Consider the following 20,798-nt stretch of genomic DNA (forward strand, 5'->3'; position numbering starts at 1 on the left):
TCAAAATTTAGCTAAAATTACTTAAAAATTTAAGGAAATATATGTTTGAAAATATGGACTTTTCTAAGGTTGGCGAATTGCTTAAAAATGCAGAAGCAAAGGCTAAGGAATTTGAAGAAGAATTAAGCAAGAAAGAATTTAGTGCTAAAAGTGGCGGTGGTTTGGTAAAAATAAGTGCAAATGGTAAGGGCGAGATCATCGATGTGAGTATTGATGAGAGTTTGCTTGAGGATAAAGAGTCTTTGCAAATTTTACTCATTTCAGCTATAAATGATGCACTTGCTATGGTTAATCAAAGCAGACAAAGCTTAGCTGGAGATATTTTAGGAGGATTTCGGTGATGAAAAAATACCTTTTATTGTTTTTTGTAAGTATAAGTTTTGTGTTTGGAGTTGAGCGTCCTAAATTTGAAGACTTTGCGGCGTGTTTTGCTAAAAATAAAGCCAGTGTTTTAGTGTATGAGGGCTTGCAAGCCTTTGCTTTAAGTGAAAATTTACTTGCTGTTTTGCCAGCAAGTGGCAAAAAACTCAATCGCTATGTCAAATACGATCCTTTTTTAAATTTATACCTTGTAAGAACTGATTTTAGCTTGTTTCCTGCTAAAAGATATGATGAGCAAAACTTAACTCGCAATGATTGGGTGGGTATCATTGACGAAAAAACTCCTTATATAGGGCATTTAAAATACTTAGCTCAAAATTTAAATGAAAGAGATCAGCTTGATTTTGCAACTAAGGTAGGACAGCTTAATACTCCGTGTTGTTCTATGCTTGGCATTAGTTTAAGTGATGGTTCCTTTATCGGCAATCGTTATTTAGATCATTTTGCAAAATATAATGATGTGTATTGGGGCGATGTGGGTGTGGATTTTGCCTTTAGAGATAATAAAATTTATGTGCAAAATGTGCGAAAAAGCGGACAATTTCTCGTCAATGATGAAGTTGTAAGTCTTGATGGAGAGCCAGCCAGTGATATACGCAAGCTTAATGAAAAGATTCTCTTTGCTGATCGGGGTGCGACGCTATATTTTAGAGTGTTAAGAGATAATCAAGACTTAAATATCTCAACTGAAGTTTTTAATAAAGACTTAAGCACTCTAAGTCCAAGCGCAAGGGCGATGAATATAGCTCTTGATCCAAGTGTGCGTCAAAGAGAAGCTGCAGCTGCAGCTGCTAGAGCACTTTTTACTTCAAATTTAGGCTTAAGCGTAAATAGAGCTTTAAATATCGTAAAAGTAGAGCCTAGAAGTAAAGCAAGCATAGCCGGTTTTTTGGTAGGCGATAAAATTTTAAAAGTAAATAATCAAATCATTAACTCTCAAGATGATCTACAAAGAGCTTTTAATGCAAGCAACGAACTGAACATACTTATAGCAAGAGCGAGTAAAAATTTACCTATACAAGAGCGAAACTCAAATCCAATAGGCGATGGAATGTTTCAGTTTTTCATAAGGCTTGCTAAGTGAAGTATGATATTTTGGGGCTTTTCAAAGCATATTTGAATGCAAATTTGCCCCAAGTGCAAAGCTTTCACCCTTTTTTTAATGAAGCCTTAGCTAAAATGCTAAAAGCTGGAGGAAAGCATTTTAGAGCTCAACTTCTTTTAAGCGTGGTAAATGCAAAGCAGCCAGCCTTAGTTGAAAGAGCTTTAAAAATAGCTTTGGCTATAGAGCTTATCCATACTTATTCTCTTATTCATGATGATTTGCCGGCTATGGATAATGCTGATTTTAGGCGAGGCGAGCTTACTTTACATAAGGCTTATGATGAAACTACAGCGATTTTAGTAGGCGATGCTTTAAATACTGAAGCTTTTTTGCTTTTAAGTGAAGCCGAGTTTGAAGACGAGCTTAAAATAAAGCTTGTTAAGAGTTTAGCTTTTAATGCTGGGCTTAAAGGTATGGTTATAGGGCAGGCTATGGATTGTTTTTTTGAGGATAAAAAGCTTGATTTGCAAGAGCTTGAGTTTTTGCATACGCACAAGACCGCAAAACTTATCGCAGCAAGCCTTCAAATGGGAGCTTTGATTTGCAAGCTTGATACTAAAGAATGCGAAGAACTTTATACATTAGGACTTGACATAGGACTTTTATTTCAAATCAATGATGATATACTTGATGCTACAAGCACCAAAGAGCTTGCTGGAAAGCCTACAAATCACGATACGCACAAAAACTCTTTTGTCAATTTACTCTCACTTGAAGGTGCTTTAAAAGCAAAAGATGAGTTGAGTACAAAATGTTTTACGAGCTTTCAAACCCTAGATAAAAATTTGGCTTTAAGCCTAAAAACACTGGTGCAAACCTATCTTTAAAAGGAACAAAAATGAATTTTGAGCTACTCCAAAAACAAGCTGATACTTTAAGATTTTTAAGTGCTGATATGATACAAAGGGCAAATTCAGGACACCCGGGCGCACCTTTGGGCTTAGCTGATATACTTGTTGTCTTAAGCTTTCATTTAAAGCACAATCCTAAAAATCCGAGCTGGCTTAATCGCGATCGCCTTGTATTTTCAGGCGGACATGCATCAGCCTTGCTCTATAGTTTTTTACACCTTAGTGGCTATGACTTAAGCTTAGATGAGCTTAAAAATTTCCGCCAATTACACTCAAAAGCTCCCGGACATCCAGAGATCAGCACTTGTGGGGTAGAAATAGCCACAGGTCCTTTAGGACAAGGTGTGGCAAATGCAGTAGGTTTTGCATTAGCAGCAAAAAAAGCTCAAAGCTTACTTGGCAGCGAACTTATCAATCATAAGGTATATTGTTTTTGTGGAGATGGGGATTTAGAGGAAGGCATTAGTTATGAAGCTTGTTCTTTAGCTGGACTTCACAAGCTTGACAATCTCATCTTAATCTATGATAGCAACGCCATTTCAATAGAAGGTGATGTAAGTTTAGCCTTTAATGAAAATATCAAAATGAGATTTGAAGCACAAGGCTTTAGTGTGCAAGAGATTAACGGACATGATTTTGATGCGATAAATAACGCCTTTGAGCTTGCAAAACTAAGCAAAAGGCCAAATTTAATCATCGCAAAAACCATAATTGCCAAAGGTGCTTTAGAGCTTGAAGGCTCGCACCATAGTCACGGTGCACCTTTAGGAGTTGAGCTTATCAAAAGAGCAAAAGCAAAAGCTCATTTTGATGAAAATCAAGAATTTTTTATCAGCCAAGAGGTAAAATTTGCTTTTAGTGTAGCCTTAGAACTTGGGGACTTAGAAGAGGCAAAATGGCAAGACTTGCTTGAAAAATCAGGTAAAAAAGACTTACTTGAAAGGCTTTTAAAGCCAAATTTTAACGAGGTTGTGTATCCAGACTTTAAAGGTAAAAGTGTGGCTACTAGAGATAGCAATGGTGAAATTTTAAATGCTATTGCAGCCAAAATAGAAGGCTTTTTAGGAGGTTCAGCTGACTTAGCTCCAAGCAATAAAACCGAGCTTAAAGGCATGGGGGATTTCATAGAAGGAAAAAACATTCATTTTGGTATAAGAGAACACGCTATGGCAGCGATAAATAACGCCCTTGCAAGGTATGGACTTTTTGTGCCTTTTTCAGCAACTTTTTTTATCTTTAGTGAGTATTTAAAACCAGCTGCAAGATTAAGTGCTTTGATGAAATTAAGGCATTATTTTATCTTTACACACGATAGCATAGGAGTAGGCGAAGATGGTCCAACGCACCAGCCTATAGAGCAACTTAGCACCTTTAGAGCCATGCCAAATTTTTTAACTTTTCGTCCAGCTGATGGGGTTGAAAACCTTAAAGCTTGGCAGTTTGCTTTAGCTCAAGATTTACCTTGTGCTTTTGTTTTAAGTCGTCAAAAACTTGAGGCTTTAAATGAGGGTATTTTTGGCGATGTAAAAAATGGAGCGTATTTGCTTAAAGAGGCTGATAATGCTAGCATAACGCTTCTAGCAAGTGGAAGTGAAGTAAGCCTTTGTTTGCAAACAGCTAAGCTTTTAGAAAGTAAAGGCGAGCGTGTAAATGTTGTTTCTATGCCTTGTTATGAACTTTTTGAAAAGCAGGATAAAAGCTATCAAGAAAGACTTTTAAAAGGTGAGGTTATCGGCGTTGAAGCCGCTCATTCAAATGAACTTTATAAATTTTGTGATAGGGTTTTTGGTATAGAAAGTTTTGGTGAAAGTGGTAAGGATAAAGCCGTGTTTGAATACTTTGGCTTTGAGCCAAATAAGCTGTGTGAGTTTGTGTTGAAGCGATGAACAAGCTTAAAGAGCAAAGAATTCAAATCAACGGAGTGTGGGATAAAGACACTTTAATGAGCCTAAAAAACTCCGTGCAAATTCAAAAAGACATTGAGAGTGTAGTTTTTGACTTCTTAGCTCTTGTTCGCATAGATACAGCTGGCATTTGCTTTTTTTTGGCTTTAGAAAATGAGCTTAAGGCAAGCAATATCACTTTTTCAAGGATAAATTTAAACCAAGCCACTCTTGATTTGTTTAGGCTTTGTGAGAAAAATTATACTCAGGATTTGCCTTTAGAAAAAAAAGGCTTTGAGTATGATGATTTTTTGGTTATGCTTGGTAAGAAAAGCGTGGCAAATTTACAAGCGATTAAACGTTTTATCATCTTTGCAGGCATGGTTTTTGCAAGCTTTTTTCATTGTTTGCGTCGCCCTTTTGAGTTTCGTTTTGTTGCCTTTTTATATCATATAGAACATAGTGCTTTAAGAGCATTGGGTATCATTGCTTTAAGTTCTTTACTTGTGGGCGTGGTTTTAGCTTATCAAGCAGCATATCAGCTGGCTCAATTTGGGGCAAATATCTTTATTGTTGATTTAGTTGGTATTTCAGCTACAAGAGAAATTGCTCCTTTAATCGCAGCTATTGTCATAGCTGGCAGATCAGCAAGCTCTTATACAGCCCAAATTGGGGTAATGAAAATCACTGATGAAATTAATGCTATGAATACCATGGGCTTTGATTCAGCTCGCTTTATCATCTTGCCACGCGTTGTAGCCTTAACTTTGTCTATGCCTTTAATTGTTATCGTGGCTGATTTTGTGAGCATACTTGGGGGCATGGTGATAGCGGATTTAAATTTGGGTATTAATTATATAGAGTTTATTCGTCGTTTTAAAGAAGCTGTAGAGATCAAGCATATCATCATAGGTGTGGCAAAAGCTCCTATGTTTGGCTTTTTAATTGCACTCATTGCTTGTTTTCGCGGCTTTGAAGTAAAAAATACCACAGAAAGCATAGGAATTTACACGACAAAGAGCGTTGTAAATGCGATTTTTTGGGTAATTGCTCTTGATGCGATTTTTTCTGTTTTTTTGACTCAGGCAGGCATTTAATGAAAACTGTGATTAAGGCTTCAAACATCATCACTAAATTTGGTAAAAAATGCATTCATGATGGGGTGAGTTTTGAGGTAAAAGAAAATGAAATTTTTGGTATTTTAGGAGGCTCTGGAAGCGGAAAGTCAGTGCTTTTAAAGCAAATGTTGATGCTTGAGCATTTTGATGGCGGGGAGTATGAAATTTTTGGTAAGAAATTGAGTAATATCAGTGAAAAAGACGCTGCTTTTTTGAGGCAAAATTGGGGAGTGGTATTTCAATTTGGCGCACTTTTTAGTTTTTTTAATGTCTTTGAAAATATAGCCTTACCTTTAAAAGAATACACTAAACTAAGTCCAACTTCCATCAAAGAACTTGTTTTTATGAAGCTTAAAATGGCTGGACTTGATGAGAGTGTAGCTACACTTTTTCCAAGCGAGCTTAGTGGGGGTATGGTAAAAAGGGTGGCTATTGCTAGAGCTTTGGCTCTTGATTCTAAGCTTTTGTTTTTAGATGAGCCAAGTTCTGGGCTTGATCCGCATAGTTCAAGGGAATTTGATGAACTTGTTTTAAGCCTTAAACGAGGCTTTAAACTTAGTATTGTTATGGTGACGCATGATGAAGAAAGTATGAAAAATGTTTTGGATCGCTTTTTGATCTTAAAGGATAAAAAAGTGGCTTTTCTTGGCGTCCAAAGCGAGCTTTTGGCTCAAGATGAGGCTTTGTATAAAAGATTTATGGGGTAGAGTATGGAAAATAGGGCAAATTATCTGTGGATAGGAATTTTTGTTTTTGGGATATTTTTTGCAAGCTTATTTGTCTTGATTTTTATGAGTGGTTTTTCGCATAAAGAAGAATTTAAGCTTTATCAAATTTATACCAAAGAATCAATCTCTGGACTTGGTATAAAAGCACCGGTAAGATTGCTTGGGGTTGAGGTTGGAAGCGTGGAAGATACGAGTATTGACACGCAAAATGGCATAGGGGTAAAAATACTCATAAAAGTTAAAGCAAATACGCCCATTTATGAAAGCACTTATGCAACCTTGCAGCTTCAAGGTATTACAGGGCTTAAGTATATAGAGTTAAAAAGTGATGAAAGCACTTCACTGCCACTTCAAACAAGCGATGAACATATCGGGACTATTAAAACCAAAGAAAGCTTTTTAGCAACCATAGACAAGCAAAGCGATAAGCTTTTTGACTTACTTGATTATACCAATCAAAGTGCAAGAATGATACTTAGCGATGAAAATATAAAAAATTTTTCCACACTTTTAAAAAATTCAGCCTCAGCTTCAATATTTTTTTCACAAACGCTCAAGGATTTAAGCTTAGCTTCTTCAAAAATAGCTAAGGCTGCTGATTCTGTGTATCTTGCGTCAAATGATTTTTCTAAACTTAGTCAAAAAGGCTCTTTGGCTTTAAATAATCTTGATTCAAATTTAAACAACAGCCTTGCCTTGCTTGAAAGCTTGCTCATAAGACTTAATGCTTTGAGTGCAAATTTAGAACAAAATCCTTCTGATTTGCTTTTTAAAAGCACACAAAAAAAATTAGCTCCAGGAGAATAAAATGAAAGCAAAGCCAATAAAAAGCATATTTTTACTATCCATAAGCTTTTTTTTTATCAGTGCTTGCTCTTTAAGTCCTAAACCCCAGCCTGCTTTAAATGTGTATTTGCTTCAAAGCGATGAGAGTATGAAAAAGCTTTCTAGCCCACAAAATAAAGTGCTTAAAATCAACTCTGTGCAAGCTTTGCTTTATCTTAAGAGCAATGAAATTGCTTATATTCAAAATGGCGAATTTGGTACTTATGCTAAGCATATCTTTAAAAACTCGCCAAGCAGTGCTTTTGAAGCCTTGCTTGCATACAAACTCGAGCAAAGCGGACTTTTTAAGGCTATTTTAAACTATAATACCCAAGCAAATGCGGATTTGCTTTTAGAAAGTAGATTGCATAATTTTGAGCAAGTTTTTGAAAAAAATAAAAGCTTTGTCAATACAGCTCTAAGTATCAATTTAATCGATGCGAAAAACAATAAAATCCTTGCTCATAAGCATTTTAAATTTCAAACCAACATAAAAGAACAAAACATAAATGCTGTGATTGAGGCGTTTAACACAGCCTTAAATCAGCTTGGAAATGAAGTTGTTTTTTGGCTTGAGAGTGAAATAAAAATGGTGCAATGAATGATGATTGGTTTAAAAAAATTAAGTAAAATGCCTTTTTTAACTTTCTTTTAAAGGTAGCATTTGCAAGATATTTTTAATGCTCTTATTTTAGGTGTAGTAGAGGGTTTAACTGAGTTCTTACCCGTAAGTTCAACAGGGCATATGATACTAACTACTAGCGTTTTAAACATGCAAGTAAATGATTTTTGGCGTTCTTTTCTTATCATCATTCAACTTGGTTCTATTTTGGCTGTGATTTTTGTCTTTTGGCAAAAACTTAGTCAAAGCCTTGAAATTTGGCTTAAACTTGCGGTTGGTTTTATCCCAACTGGAATCATTGGCTTGAGCGTATCTTCTTTTGTTGATACGCTTTTTCACCCTTTTATCGTTGTTTTTATGCTTATTTTTGGCGGTTTTGTCTTTATTTTTATAGAAAAAGCACACAAGAACAAAGCTTATGCTATCAATACTCTTGATGAAGTCAGTTTTAAGCATGCTTTTTTCATAGGTTTAATCCAATCTTTAGCAATGATTCCTGGCACCTCAAGAAGCGGTGCAAGCATAGTCGGCGGATTAATGTCTGGCTTAAATAGAAAAACAGCGACCGAGTTTAGCTTTTTACTCGCCATTCCTACTATGTTTATGGCAGCTGGTTATGATACCTTTAAGAACTATGAAATACTTTTGGCTCAAAATGCTTTTGTACCTCTTTTTATAGGTTTTATCACAGCTTTTGTGGTGGCTGTTTTTGTGATTAAGTTTTTTCTTAAGTTTATCTCTAAATTTGATTTTGTGCCTTTTGGGTATTATCGCATTATCTTAGGACTTTTGTTTTTGATTTTATTTGCAAGCGGTATTTTAAATACTGAAAATTTCAAGTTTTGATTTATATTTTATGATTTTAGGTGTTTTTTGTGAAAAATTTATGAAATTTAAAATAAGCTTAAGGCTTGCAAAGCTACAATTATACTTATTTTTTAGGAGTTTATGAATTTGAGTAAAGAACTTATTGCCTACACAAAATTAAATAGCACTGCAACTAGCCCCAAAGAATTCTATGAAAGTGATTTTATCCTTGATACTCAAAGCTTACAAGATGGCACTAACACAAGTGAATTTCAAGAACTTTATCTTGATAATTCTCCAGCTAGCCTTTGTCTTTTGCGTCATTCTTGTGCACATTTGATGGCTCAGGCTATTAAGGCTTTGTATCCTGAAGCTAAATTTTTTGTCGGTCCTGTGGTTGATGAAGGCTTTTATTATGATTTTAGGGTTAATGCTAGGCTTAATGAAGAGGATTTAGCTCGCATTGAAGCTAAGATGAAAGCATATGTCGAACAAAAGCTTGAAATCACTAAATATGAAATTGACAAAAGCGAAGCAAGGCTTAAATTTCAAGATGATGATTTAAAGCAAGAAGTTATGCTACGCATTCCAGAGGGTAAGGTTAGCATTTATAAACAAGGGGATTTTGAGGATTTATGTCGTGGTCCTCATATGCCAAATACTAAGTATTTGCAGCATTTTAAACTCACCCGTGTAGCAGGAGCGTATTTAGGTGGCGATGAAAAAAGAGAAATGCTTACACGCATTTATGGCACAGCCTTTGCAGATAAGCAAAGTTTAAAGGAATACCTTCATATCATAGAAGAAGCCAAAAAAAGAGATCACAGGAAGCTTGGTAATGAGCTTAAGCTTTTTGCCTTTGATGAGCAAATTGGCGGGGGTTTGCCTTTGTGGCTTGAAAATGGTGCAAAGATGAGAAGCCGTTTGGAGCAAATTTTATATAAAATCCATCGCTTAAGAGGCTATGAGCCTGTAAGAGGACCTGAGCTTTTAAAGGCTGAAGTATGGAAGATCAGCGGACATTATGATAATTTTAAAGAAAATATGTATTTTACATACATTGATGAACAAGAATACGGCATAAAGCCGATGAACTGCGTAGGGCATATTAAAATTTATCAAAGCGAGGTACGAAGTTATAGGGATTTGCCTATAAAATACTTTGAATACGGACTTGTGCATAGGCATGAAAAAAGCGGAGTTTTACACGGACTTTTTAGGGTGCGTGAATTTACTCAAGATGACGCACATATTTTTTGTATGCCAACTCAGATCAAAGAACTTGTTTTAGAAATACTAGACTTTGTAAGCTCACTCATGCGTGCCTTTGGCTTTGAGTATGAGATGGAAATTTCAACCAAGCCGGCTAAAGCTATAGGAAGTGATGAGGTTTGGGAGCATGCTACAAAGGCTTTAAAAGAGGCTTTAGATGAACAAGGCTTAAAATACGGCATAGATGAGGGTGGCGGAGCTTTTTATGGTCCAAAAATAGACATAAAAATTACTGATGCTCTAAAAAGAAAATGGCAGTGCGGCACCATACAAGTGGATTTTAACTTGCCTGAAAGATTTGAACTTGAATACACTGCAAGTGATAATACCAGACAACGTCCTGTAATGCTTCATAGAGCTATTTTAGGTTCTTTTGAACGCTTTATAGGCATTTTAACCGAGCATTGTGGAGGCGAATTTCCATTTTTTATCGCCCCAATTCAAGTTGGTATAGTGCCTATCAATGAAAATCACATAAATTATGCAAAAAGCATTCAAAAAGCTTTACTTGAGTGTGGGGTTGATTCAGCACTTTATGATAAAAATGAGAGCTTAAGTAAAAAAATCCGCACCGCAGAAAAGCAAAAATTACCAATGATTATCGTTTTAGGTGATGAGGAAGTGGCACAAAATAGCGTTGCTCTAAGGGATAGAAGAGCTAAAATTCAAAAAAATCTAAAATTAGAAGAATTGATCACTTTAGTGAAGGAGAAAATGGATGAGGTTGTGTTTTGAGTAAGGAAAAAGAAGTATTGCTTAATGAGGAAATAAGAGCAAGCGAGTTAAGATGCGTTGGCGATGGTGGGGAAGTTTTTGGAGTGCTATCACGTGATGAGGCTTTAAAACTAGCACAAAATAAAGGACTTGATCTCGTGTTAATCGCTCCTGATGCCAAGCCTCCAGTTGCAAAAATCATGGACTTTGGCAAATTCCGCTATCAACAAGAAAAAAAACAAAAAGAAGCCAAGAAAAAGCAAAAAGTTATAGATATAAAAGAGATCAAACTTTCAGTGAAAATCGCCCAAAATGACATCAACTACAAGGTAAAACACGCTCTTGAATTCCTAGAACAAGGCAAACACGTCAAATTTAGAGTTTTTTTAAAAGGACGCGAAATGGCAAATCCAGAAGCCGGCGTAGCCTTACTTGAAAAAATATGGAAAGATATAGAAGATAAAGCAAGCAGAGATAAAGAACCAAATTTTGAAGGACGTTATGTCAATATGCTTGTGGTGCCTAAGAGGGGTTAAAATGCCAAGACAAGCACTAAGAGCAAATTTAAATCAACACCAGCCTAAAAATAAGCTTTCAAAAAACGATGATTTAAACATCAATGAAGCTATGCAAAAAACTAAAAACTACCTTGAAGAAAGATTTGCATGGGGGGGGGGGGTTGCTAATTTCATAGAGGGAAATTATTATTTTGAAATCTCCAAAAAGCTTGAACTTTCTTTTATGATCGACAATATAAAAAACTCAAAAATTAGAGCCGAGTTTGACACAAATTTTATGGATAGAGAAATAAAGCCTGATGGCGGTATTTTATTTTTAAGAAAAAAAGATGATGAAAATTTTAAAAAAATTCTACTTGTAAGCGAAGCTAAAAGACAAGGCACAAATGATGAACGTGCAAAAGAAGGCAAGGGCAAACAAGCCACAGGAAATGCCATAGAAAGACTTGGTAAGAATTTAACAGGCATTAAGGCTATGCTTAATCACGAAAAAATCACACCTTTTGTGTGTTTTGGTTGGGGTTGTGATTTTGCTCCTAGTGTAAAAGGTGTGCTTGTAAAACTTAATGTTTTAAATGAATTTTACTATCTTAACAAAACTTATATTTTCAAAACAGACGGCAATAGCGACCATAATTATTTTTCCCCTGTAAGTATGTATTTCAGAGAAGAAAAATGGGAAGTTGATGAGATGTATGAGATTATGAAAGAAATTGCTGAAACTTCTTTAAGATATTATATTTTTTAGGACAAAATATGCAACATTTACAAGAAAATCAAGCTTTTTTAAAAGAACAAATCATCACTTATCTAGGCAATAAACGCTCGCTTTTACCCTTTTTAGAGCAAGGTTTTGATTTTGCAAAGAAAGAGCTGAAAAAAGAAAAATTAAGCTTTTTGGATATTTTTAGTGGAAGCGGAGTAGTATCGCGTTTTGCTAAGGCTCATTCAAGCTTTATCATTGCAAATGATTTGGAATGTTACTCAAAAATCATCAATGAATGCTACCTAGCAAATCTTAGCCAAAAAGATCTTCAAAACTTGCAAAATTATCATCATAAGCTGTGTCATAATTTAAAGCCCCAAAAAGGTTTTATTAGCCAACTTTATGCCCCAAAAGATGAATTTAAGATTAAAGCTGGCGAAAGAGTGTTTTATACCCCAGCAAATGCCTTGTATCTTGATTCAATGAGACAGCTTATCAGTAAAGAAATTCCAAGCTCTTTACAGCATTTTTTTATCGCTCCACTCATCTATGAAGCTAGCGTGCATGCAAATACAAGCGGAGTTTTTAAGGGTTTTTATAAGGATAAAATGGGGCTTGGTAAATTTGGTGGCACAGGAGAAAATGCCCTTAAACGTATAAAGGGACAAATGAGCCTTAAAATGCCTATATTTTCAAATTTTTCCTGTCCCTTTAAAGTCGTGCAAAAAGATGCTTTAAGCCTTGCTAAAGAACTTGATAATGTAGATTTGGCGTATTTTGATCCACCTTATAATCAGCACCCTTACGCTTCAAATTATTTTATGCTTAATTTAATCGCTACTTATAAAAAACCAAATGAAATTTCAAAGGTTTCAGGCATACCAAAAGAGTGGAATAGAAGTGATTTTAACAAAGCCTCGCTAGCTAGTGATGCTTTGTTTGAGTTAATTTTACACACAAAAGCAAAAATTATCTTGCTTTCTTATAACAACGAAGGTTTTATCAAAAAAGATGAGTTTTTAAAAAAACTTACTAAACTTGGAAAATGTCACATTTTAGAGCAAAAATACCTAACCTTTAGAGCAAGTCGTAATCTTAAAGATAGAGCCTTGCATATCAAAGAACAGCTTTATATCTTAGTTAAAGCTAAAAAGTAAAGCTTACATGAAAAAATATTGTAATATTCAAGAAAAAGTTCAAATTGTGTTATAATATTTTGTAAAAATTCAAAGGAAAAGCTCATGCAAAGCTTGCAAATTCTTTTTACCCTCATAGGTGTAGCTATTGTTGCTTATTTGGTGCTAAAAAATTATAATCCCATTTTTATTTTCTTTTTTTCTGGCATAATCTTTTTAATGTCAGCATATTATTTAAGTGGGGTGCCTATCCCAAGTAGTGTTAAACGCACTGAAGTAACTTTTTTAAACAATATAATGGATAGCTTTGTCTTTATCAGCGATACCTTTAAGAAAAACTTAGCTGGTGTGGGGCTTATTATCATGTCTGTGGCAGGTTTTGCAGCACTTATGAAACACATCAATGCTTCAGCAAAGCTTGCTTATCTTGCAAACAAACCCTTAGCTAAGGTAAAAAACAAATATCTTGTTTTAAGTGGCACCTTTGTGGTGGGTATGGCACTTAAGATCGTGATTTCAAGCTATGCAGGGTTGCTTATTTTGCTTCTTGCCTGTATTTATCCAGTGTTGCTTGCTCTTAAAATTCGCCCAATTACTGCTGTGAGTGTGCTTTCTTTAATTGCACTTGATTATGGTCCAAAAGATGGAAGTTCCATCAATATGGCAGAGATGGTCGGACAAAAAGACAATGTCATAGGCTTGTTTTTGGATTATCAAATTTATAGCGTAATTGCTTATGTAGTCTTAATTGCTGTGTTGATACCATTTTATTTTTCTTTTATGGATAAAAGAGATATGATAAAAGGCATTAACAATGAAGAAGTTGAAATTCCAAAGATTGAAAATCCACAATGTCCAACTTATTATATCTTTTTGCCTTGGCTTCCTATAGTCCTTCTTTTTACGGCGTATTTTTTACAAGTTAAGCTTGATGTGATTACAGCAAATTTCATTGGCATTGCTATAGTGTTTATCCTTGAATACGCAAGACACAGAAATGCTAAAAAACTTGGCGAGGATATGATAGTGATCATTAAGGCTATGGCTGATATTTTTACCTCTGTTGTAAGCATTATCATCGCTGCTTCTGTTTTTGCTGAGGGTATCAAAGCACTCGGTGGTATAGGTATAGTGGCTGATGCCATTTCTTCTATGGGAGCTCCAGCTGTGATCTTAAGTATAGCGCTTTTAAGCTTTATTGTGTATTTTGCTACCGTGATTATGGGAAGTGGTATTGCTGCATTTAATGCTTTTGGAAGACTTGCACCAGATATAGCTACAAAGCTTCACATAGAGCCTATAGTTTTGGTTTTGCCTATAGAAATCGCTTCTTGTTTGGGACGTTCAGCTTCGCCTATTGCTGGTGGGATACTTGTTTTAGCAGGATTTTCAAAGATAAGTCCTATAGCCATAGTTAAAAGAACAACCCCACTTTTGCTTGTGGCTATGCTTGTTAATATCGTCGTGGCTTGGAGCTTTACTTGGTAATGTAATATTAAGGTTTTTTGTTTGTTAAATTTAGGGTATCATTTCAGCATACATTTTAACAAAAGGAGAAAAAATGCCATTACTTGATAGTTTTAAGGTAGATCATACTAAAATGCCAGCTCCAGCGGTGCGTCTAGCAAAAACAATGAAAACGCCAAAGGGCGACACGATAAGCGTGTTTGATCTGCGTTTTTGCGTGCCAAATAAGGATATTTTGCCAGAAAAAGGTATTCATACTTTAGAGCATTTGTTTGCTGGTTTTATGAGAGATCATTTGAATTCAAATGAAGTTGAGATCATTGATATTTCGCCTATGGGTTGTCGCACAGGTTTTTATATGAGTGTTATTGGCACACCAAATGATGAAAGCGTGAAAAAAGCGTGGCTTGCAAGTATGCAAGATGTTATTCGTGCTACTCAAATCCCAGAAGCAAATGAATTCCAGTGTGGCACTTACAAGCTTCATTCTATCGATGAAGCAAAGGCTATCGCTCAAAAAGTGCTTGACAGCGGTATCGGTATAATGGACACTCAAAAACTTTTACTGAAAGATTTGAATTAAGTCTAAATTTATATTTATTCAGTGCCAAAAAAAGCACAAAAATCAAACAAAGATATAACAAAACAAGGTAAGGATAAATAAACTACCCTTACCTTTGGAGTCACTTTAAAGCTAATGAAAAAATAAATTATAAAACTAAAAAACTTTAAGCCTTTAAATCCTAATCTTTCTTAAAACTTTAGTCTTTAAAAGCTATACTTAAGTTCTCAATTCCCACTCATATAAGTTCCATTTTTTTATCTACCTTACCAGTTACAATAAACAAAATAATTTACTCTTTATTTTTTATAGTTTTCTCTCTATGATAATTTATTTAAAAAAAATTTAAGTTTTTTAAGCTATAATACATAGTTGATAATATCTATTATATAAAGATTTAAATTTAAGGATATAAAGCAATGTTCTTTCAAAAGATAGCCTTAATGCATAGAAAAATAGTTTATAATGTCAATAAAATTTTAAAACCATTTGGTTTAAGTTTGAGTGATTGGCGTGTGTTTTTGTATCTTAGCCATACAAAAAGCACTGCTTTAGTGCCAATTTGCGAATTTTATGATCTTGATAAGGCTATACTTACGAGATCGGTTTCAAAGCTTCATAAATTAGGTTTTATAGAGTTTTTAGAAGCTGAAGATAAAAGAGAAAAAATTATTACTTTAAGTGCTAGTGGCAAGGCGATTTATTATGATACTAATTTTTATATTAGAGAATATGAGGCTAAATTTCTTGCTGATATAGACGCTAAAGACAAGGAATTTTTTATGCAAACTATTGATAAAATCAATCAAAAATTTGAATATTAAAGGAAATAAAATGAGTCTAAAAAGAAAATATAAGCTTTTTAATAGAGATTTTATTTGTATATTTTGGATTAATTTTTTAATTTATACTATGTTTTTCATGAGCACTATTACTTGTTCTGATTATAGTTTGCTTATCTTAAAAGAAAGTGCAAGTGTGGCAGGGCTTGTTACTTGTGTTTTTGTTGTTGGGGCTTTATTTTCAAGAATTTATTATGGTTCAATAGTTGATAGTATCAATCTTAAAAAAGCTCTGCTTATCTTCTTAGCTTTGCTCTTTTGTATCAATATCGCCTATTTTTTCGCTCATAGTGCTTTAGCCCTTATTATCATTCGCTTTATTTCAGGCGTATTTTTTGGGCTATGTTCTTGCGTATGCGGTGCAGCTGTAGCAAGACTTATACCAAGCAATAAAAGAGGCGTTGGTATAGGCTATTATGCCTTAAGTGCTATTTTAGCTTCTGCTTTAGGTCCGTTTTTGGCTATAAAACTTGATTCTGCTGGGGCTTTTCTTGCAAGTTTTATACTTTGTCTTGTGTGCATAGCCCTTTGTTTTATCCTAGCTTTGATCTTTAAAGTAAGGGCTAAAAAGCTTGAGTTTAAAACTATGCAAGGCTCTAAAATACATATTTATAATTATATAGAAAAAAGTTGTTTAGGTGTTGCTGTAGTGGTGTTTTTAATAGGCTGTGCCTATGGACTTATACTTGCTTTTATCAGTGTGTATTCAAAGAATTTAAATTTAAGCTTTGCAGGCTCATTTTTCTTTGGAATTTATGCTTTTGTAGCTTTGCTTTCTCGTCCTATAGCTGGGAAAATCTTTGATAAGCTTGGGGCAGATTTTGTCATCGTTCCTTCACTTTTATTTTTCATCGCTTGTCTTGTCATCTTAGCTTATGCTCAAAACTCAGCTATGATTTTTTTATCTGCTATGCTCTGTGCTTTAGGCTATGGCAATGCCTGTTCAGCTTGTCAATCCCTAGCCATAAAACTTGCCCCAAAACACAAAATGGGACTGGCTACTTCAACTTATTTTATCGCTCTTGATTTTGGTATAGGCACTAGTCCTTATTTTTTAGGCATTTTAGAGCCTTTTGTAGGCTTTGCACGTCTTTATGAAATCGCTGCAGCCATTACGTTTTTAGCCCTCATTTTTTATTTTTTGCTCATCATGCAAAAGGAAAAAGGCTTCAAGGAAAGGTTAAGAACTTATAAAAAACATCTTTTTGAAAGGAAATTTTAATTATTTAAAAAAATAAGCAAAAATTTCAATTTAATCTTGACAAACACTAGGTGTAAGGTTTTATAATTTTAAGATATAAAAACTTTTTAGGTTTTAAAATTTCATTTTCAAAGGAAAAATCGTGGCAAAGAAAATCAATTCAAAGCTTGGTGCTTTAGGCTTAGGTTTGGCTTTATCAACAAGCACTTTAAATGCAGAGCAAGCTCAAAAACTCACTAAATTTGAAGATATGAAAAGCTTTAAAGGCGATGCAAAAATTTTTAGTGGGGAAGTCAAGGTTACTTCTATGTTTGGCACAAATGAGAACCGCAATGTAACTGGGGGCTTAGTTGAGTTTAGTCCTGGGGCTAGAAGTGCTTGGCATACGCATCCATCAGGACAAACTTTAATTGTAGTAGAAGGAGAAATTTACACAGGCACGCAAGGTGGCATTACGCAAATTGCTAAAAAAGGTGATGTGATAGAATGTCCAGTTGGCGTAAAACACTGGCATGGAGCAGGCACTACACAAAAAGGCGTTCATATAGCCTTAACAGGTGATAAAGATGGGCAAAATGTAACTTGGCTTGAAAAATTAAGCGATGAAGAATATGAAAAAGCCGTCAAAAATGCCAAATAAAAAGGACTAAGGATAAAAATGAGGCTTTTGCTCATTTTTTAGGCAGTGTTAAGTGTGCTTATAGCAAATCAAAATTTAACCTTTCCAAAGGAGTATAAACAAGGTGTGCTTTATACGAGTGTGATTCGTGGGTGTGATCGAGGATATTTATGCATCAAAGGAGGCGATTTTGGCTTTAAAAGAGGCAAAAACTTAGAGCTCTAAATTGTCATAAAGCATAAGCGGGGAAGGATATAGCCTTGAAGCGATGAAAGGCTATAAGGGGGATAAATGCAAAAAAGAAGGGTGTTTTTTAAACAAATAAGCGTATTGGCTCTAGCTTTTTCAAGTCTAAGTGTATATGCGGAAAAAACAGCAAAGATAAAGGAAAATATAATGAAACTCAATCAAAAAGCAAATGAACTTTTTAAGAAATTTTTTAGCTCATCACAGCTTGAACTCGTTCAAAGTGATACTGAATTTATGAGTAATTTTATGAATTTTAGTCTCTCAGAAGCTTACACAACAAGCAAGCTTGATGATAAAACTAAATTTAAGCTCATTTTAGCAGCTCTTGTAGCAAATGAGGGCTTAAGCGAGTTTGATACTTATGCAAGAGCAGCCTTAAAAGCTGGTGTGAGAGCGGAGGAGATCAAAGAAATTTTATATCAAGCCACGCCTTATGTGGGTTTTTCAAGAAGTGCAAGCTTTATCAAGCAAAGTGCAAGGCTTTTTAAGGAGTTAAAGATAAAGCTAGAGGATAACAGAGGCACGACAAATGAAAACAATCGCTTTGAAAAGGGCTTGCAAGCTCAAGTAGAACTTTTTGGGGAAGGCATGAGGCAAATTCCAAAGGATATGCCTGAAGATACGCATTTTATCCGTGCTTTTTTATCAGCAAATTGCTTTGGGGATTATTATACAAGAAAAGGGCTTGATTTAAAATTTAGAGAGCTTTTAACCTTTGTGTTCCTGGCTGCTCTTGGTGGGGTAGAACCTCAACTTAAAGGGCATATTAAAGGCAATATCCGCATGGGAAATGATCGCTTAGTTTTAATTTCAGCCATAACTGTGATTATCCCTTTCATAGGCTATCCAAAGACTTTAAACGCTTTTAGTGCCATTAATGAGCTTACTAAGGCTTAAAAAGCTAAAAGCAGAGTTTTTCAATTTACTCTGTTTTTGCTTTAAAAATCTCAAAGTTCCTGCACAGCTCTATAGGCTTCATCTATGGCCGAGTGCATATAGGCTGAATGTGCCGCATCTGAATTTGCTATGCTGATATTGCCAAAAGGCTTTTTAGCTTGTACTATGATTTTTTCATCATCGTTTTCATCTTCAAAAAGTGAATTATAAGTATAAGCATAGCAGTGTCCCCAGCGGTTAAGCACTATAGCTTGTATGTCTTTTTTGTGATTAAAGCCATTTGCACCAAGTATGGCTTGAAGTTGATCTCTAATGATTTTTTCATGTTCATCAAAACTCATATATCCTTGCCATTGTTTAATTCTTCAGGTATATCATCGCAAATAACCTTTCTTGGATTGCCATTTACAACTTTTGCCTCGTCAAAATGTTCTTTAGCAAAAAATACTCCTCTGCTTAAGCCTAAATTTGGATAAAAGCTCACATCAAAGCATTTTGCCAAGCCATCAACGCTGGTTTTTAAAGTATCAAGCAAATGAAGCACTTTTTTGAGTATAAGGCTTTTAAAGTAACAAAAAATTTGTATTGTTTAAAATTTAGTCTTGACAAGCACTAGGTGTTAGCCTTTTGCGTTTGAAAAACTGATTGATTTAAATTATGATTTTGATGTGTGCTAACAAGCTTATGTAGCCTTTTTTTATTTTTAATTATAAAGGAATTTAAGCTGATGTTTTCTCACTTAAGTTCCTCTTTACATTATGTCAAATTATCGTTTTACAGCTTTTTAAAAACTTTTAGCTATAATATAAAAAAATAAAACAAAGAAAGAAACAAATGGATTTTTTTTTCGTAGAGTATAGGGATCCTATTGTAGGGCTTATCATACTGACGATTTTAATTTTTGTCGTGGCTGTGGGACATTATTTTTATAGAATTTATGCAAGTAGAGGCGAGGAAAAAGGGCTTGGGAATTTTATCAAAAAATTTGAGATTGAAAGTGAGCATAAAGCTTTACTGCGAGCATCTAGCCTTAATCTTAACTCTTTACATTTTTTAGGTAGCGTTTTTAGCAAAAGTGGGGAATTTGAAAAAGCGGTGCAAATTTATCTCATCGCCCTTGAAAAAACGAAAAGCAAAGATGAACAAGAATTGATTTTTTATGATTTGGCTGAGGTGTATTTTAAGGCTGGTTTTTTGCAAAAAAGTGCCGAGGTATTGCTCAATGCTTTAAAAAATCGTCCAAGAAATATCAAGGCTTTAAAACTTTTAAAACTTGTATATTTAAGGCTAAGAAAGTTTGATGAGGTGCTTTATACTTTGGATAGTCTTTTTGAATTAGGACTTGAAGTAAGCAAAGAAAGAGCTTTTATCAAGGCATTAAAATTACAAAATTTGCCTCAAAATTTAAATCAAAAAATAGATCAAAGAGCCGAGCTTTCTTTACAACTTGATGAGAATAATGATATCATCAAACGCTTTGTTTTTGAGCAGTATAAAGTAAGTGTGCATGGGGATTTTAAGCTTTTTATTGATTTGCTTTATAAGAGTAAGACGCCGATTTTTTTAGAAGATGAGGCGTATTTTGAGTTTTTTTGTGCTTTAGGACTTTGCAAGCCAGCGACAAAACACAAATTTAAAGACAAAAAACTTCAAATGCTTCAAATTTTAAAAGATAATGATTTTAAAGCCAAGCTTAGCTTTTCTTTTGTGTGCTTGTCGTGCAAAACAACTATGCCTTTATTTTTTTACCATTGTCCGCTTTGTTACGAGTTTGCACAATGTAAGATTTTGTATGAAGTTCGTTCAGATGAAGAAGATTGAAATTTATACAGATGGCTCTTGTCTTGAAAATCCGGGCTTTGGTGGCTGGGCATATATACTTTGCTATAAAAAACATCACAAAGAAGGCTTTGGGGCAAAGGCTGATACTACAAATAACCAAATGGAACTCCAAGCGATCATCGAAGCTTTAAAAGCCTTAAAAGAACCATGTGAAATTGATCTTTTTACGGACTCAAATTTAATGGTAAAAAGTATAAATGAATGGCTTGAATGCTGGATAAAAAAAGACTTTAAGGGCAAAAAAAATGTTATGCTTTGGAAAGAATACCTTACCTTAGCTAAAGATCATAAGATCAAAGCCTTTTGGATCAAAGCACACAATGGGCATAAATTTAATGAGCGTTGCGATCACTTAGCAAGAATGGCGGCCTTAACGCTAAAAAATGAGACGAAAAATTGTAACTAAAACTTGTTACAATGTGCTTTGAAAAAGAAAAAGGACAATGGAAAGTG

The 20,798-nt window shown here is 34.6% G+C and carries 24 protein-coding genes; 22 read left to right on the forward strand and 2 right to left on the reverse strand.

Going from position 1 to position 20,798, the window contains the following annotated elements:
• Positions 1-41: 41 nt before the first annotated feature.
• The 20 genes from DMB91_RS02325 (at position 42) to DMB91_RS02415 (ending at position 18,503) form a co-directional block, all read left to right on the forward strand.
• Complete coding sequence (locus DMB91_RS02325) at positions 42-341, forward strand: YbaB/EbfC family nucleoid-associated protein (RefSeq protein WP_034905286.1); 300 nt, start codon at positions 42-44, stop codon at positions 339-341.
• Entirely contained in the window at positions 341-1,465 is a 1,125-nt protein-coding gene (locus DMB91_RS02330; RefSeq protein WP_034905288.1) for a PDZ domain-containing protein, read from the forward strand. The genes DMB91_RS02325 and DMB91_RS02330 overlap by 1 nt, the downstream gene beginning before the upstream one ends.
• A gap of 8 nt (positions 1,466-1,473) precedes the next feature.
• Positions 1,474-2,313, forward strand: a complete 840-nt coding sequence (locus DMB91_RS02335; RefSeq protein ID WP_143116798.1) for a polyprenyl synthetase family protein — start codon at positions 1,474-1,476, stop codon at positions 2,311-2,313.
• An 11-nt stretch (positions 2,314-2,324) separates the two neighbouring features.
• On the forward strand, positions 2,325-4,223 hold the full coding sequence (tkt, locus tag DMB91_RS02340; protein ID WP_034905293.1) for a transketolase: 1,899 nt from the start codon (positions 2,325-2,327) through the stop codon (positions 4,221-4,223).
• Positions 4,220-5,317, forward strand: a complete 1,098-nt coding sequence (locus tag DMB91_RS02345; RefSeq protein WP_034905295.1) for an ABC transporter permease — start codon at positions 4,220-4,222, stop codon at positions 5,315-5,317. Before tkt ends, DMB91_RS02345 begins: the two co-directional genes overlap by 4 nt.
• Positions 5,317-6,045, forward strand: coding sequence for an ABC transporter ATP-binding protein (locus DMB91_RS02350; protein WP_034905297.1), 729 nt, complete (start codon positions 5,317-5,319; stop codon positions 6,043-6,045). The genes DMB91_RS02345 and DMB91_RS02350 overlap by 1 nt, the downstream gene beginning before the upstream one ends.
• A 3-nt stretch (positions 6,046-6,048) precedes the next feature.
• A complete protein-coding gene (locus DMB91_RS02355) occupies positions 6,049-6,873 on the forward strand; it encodes an MlaD family protein (protein WP_034905300.1) in 825 nt (274 codons plus the stop codon).
• Position 6,874: 1 nt separating this feature from the next.
• Entirely contained in the window at positions 6,875-7,492 is a 618-nt protein-coding gene (locus DMB91_RS02360; RefSeq protein ID WP_052043214.1) for an ABC-type transport auxiliary lipoprotein family protein, read from the forward strand.
• 63 nt (positions 7,493-7,555) lie between these two features.
• Complete coding sequence (locus tag DMB91_RS02365) at positions 7,556-8,359, forward strand: undecaprenyl-diphosphate phosphatase (protein WP_034905302.1); 804 nt, start codon at positions 7,556-7,558, stop codon at positions 8,357-8,359.
• Positions 8,360-8,461: 102 nt separating this feature from the next.
• On the forward strand, positions 8,462-10,327 hold the full coding sequence (gene thrS / locus DMB91_RS02370) for a threonine--tRNA ligase (protein ID WP_081946925.1): 1,866 nt from the start codon (positions 8,462-8,464) through the stop codon (positions 10,325-10,327).
• Positions 10,324-10,842, forward strand: coding sequence for a translation initiation factor IF-3 (gene infC / locus DMB91_RS02375; RefSeq protein WP_034905305.1), 519 nt, complete (start codon positions 10,324-10,326; stop codon positions 10,840-10,842). The genes thrS and infC overlap by 4 nt, the downstream gene beginning before the upstream one ends.
• A gap of 1 nt (position 10,843) precedes the next feature.
• Entirely contained in the window at positions 10,844-11,572 is a 729-nt protein-coding gene (locus DMB91_RS02380) for an EcoRI family type II restriction endonuclease (RefSeq protein ID WP_034905307.1), read from the forward strand.
• 8 nt (positions 11,573-11,580) lie between these two features.
• On the forward strand, positions 11,581-12,687 hold the full coding sequence (locus DMB91_RS02385) for a DNA adenine methylase (protein WP_034905311.1): 1,107 nt from the start codon (positions 11,581-11,583) through the stop codon (positions 12,685-12,687).
• Between the two features lie 84 nt (positions 12,688-12,771).
• The gene (gene dcuC / locus DMB91_RS02390) at positions 12,772-14,154 is read left to right on the forward strand and encodes a C4-dicarboxylate transporter DcuC (RefSeq protein ID WP_052043215.1); all 1,383 of its coding nucleotides are present in this window, start codon (positions 12,772-12,774) and stop codon (positions 14,152-14,154) included.
• Positions 14,155-14,227: 73 nt separating this feature from the next.
• A complete protein-coding gene (luxS, locus tag DMB91_RS02395) occupies positions 14,228-14,716 on the forward strand; it encodes an S-ribosylhomocysteine lyase (RefSeq protein ID WP_034905313.1) in 489 nt (162 codons plus the stop codon).
• Positions 14,717-15,114: 398 nt separating this feature from the next.
• Complete coding sequence (locus DMB91_RS02400; protein ID WP_034905316.1) at positions 15,115-15,519, forward strand: MarR family winged helix-turn-helix transcriptional regulator; 405 nt, start codon at positions 15,115-15,117, stop codon at positions 15,517-15,519.
• A 10-nt stretch (positions 15,520-15,529) separates the two neighbouring features.
• Positions 15,530-16,759, forward strand: a complete 1,230-nt coding sequence (locus DMB91_RS02405; RefSeq protein ID WP_034905318.1) for an MFS transporter — start codon at positions 15,530-15,532, stop codon at positions 16,757-16,759.
• Positions 16,760-16,988: 229 nt separating this feature from the next.
• Complete coding sequence (locus DMB91_RS02410) at positions 16,989-17,378, forward strand: cupin domain-containing protein (protein ID WP_034905366.1); 390 nt, start codon at positions 16,989-16,991, stop codon at positions 17,376-17,378.
• A gap of 54 nt (positions 17,379-17,432) precedes the next feature.
• Positions 17,433-17,582, forward strand: coding sequence for a hypothetical protein (locus DMB91_RS08800; RefSeq protein ID WP_156104128.1), 150 nt, complete (start codon positions 17,433-17,435; stop codon positions 17,580-17,582).
• A gap of 66 nt (positions 17,583-17,648) precedes the next feature.
• Positions 17,649-18,503, forward strand: coding sequence for a carboxymuconolactone decarboxylase family protein (locus DMB91_RS02415; RefSeq protein ID WP_052043216.1), 855 nt, complete (start codon positions 17,649-17,651; stop codon positions 18,501-18,503).
• Between the two features lie 50 nt (positions 18,504-18,553).
• Here DMB91_RS02415 and DMB91_RS02420 read toward each other — a convergent pair whose 3' ends face one another.
• Both DMB91_RS02420 and DMB91_RS02425 read right to left on the reverse strand, forming a co-directional pair.
• A complete protein-coding gene (locus tag DMB91_RS02420) occupies positions 18,554-18,844 on the reverse strand; it encodes an FAD-dependent oxidoreductase (protein ID WP_034905320.1) in 291 nt (96 codons plus the stop codon).
• The gene (locus DMB91_RS02425) at positions 18,841-19,038 is read right to left on the reverse strand and encodes a hypothetical protein (RefSeq protein WP_034905323.1); all 198 of its coding nucleotides are present in this window, start codon (positions 19,036-19,038) and stop codon (positions 18,841-18,843) included. The genes DMB91_RS02420 and DMB91_RS02425 overlap by 4 nt, the downstream gene beginning before the upstream one ends.
• A 299-nt stretch (positions 19,039-19,337) precedes the next feature.
• On the opposite strand from DMB91_RS02425, the gene DMB91_RS02430 reads away from it, so the two are divergent.
• Together DMB91_RS02430 and rnhA are read left to right on the forward strand one after the other, a co-directional pair.
• Positions 19,338-20,324 carry a tetratricopeptide repeat protein gene (locus tag DMB91_RS02430; protein WP_034905325.1) on the forward strand — a complete coding sequence of 329 codons (987 nt, stop codon included), beginning with the start codon at positions 19,338-19,340 and terminating at the stop codon, positions 20,322-20,324.
• Positions 20,311-20,751, forward strand: a complete 441-nt coding sequence (gene rnhA / locus DMB91_RS02435) for a ribonuclease HI (RefSeq protein ID WP_034905327.1) — start codon at positions 20,311-20,313, stop codon at positions 20,749-20,751. The genes DMB91_RS02430 and rnhA overlap by 14 nt, the downstream gene beginning before the upstream one ends.
• Positions 20,752-20,798: the final 47 nt, after the last annotated feature.

This window comes from Campylobacter sp. MIT 97-5078 (assembly GCF_006864455.1).
Classification (GTDB): Bacteria; Campylobacterota; Campylobacteria; order Campylobacterales; family Campylobacteraceae; genus Campylobacter_D.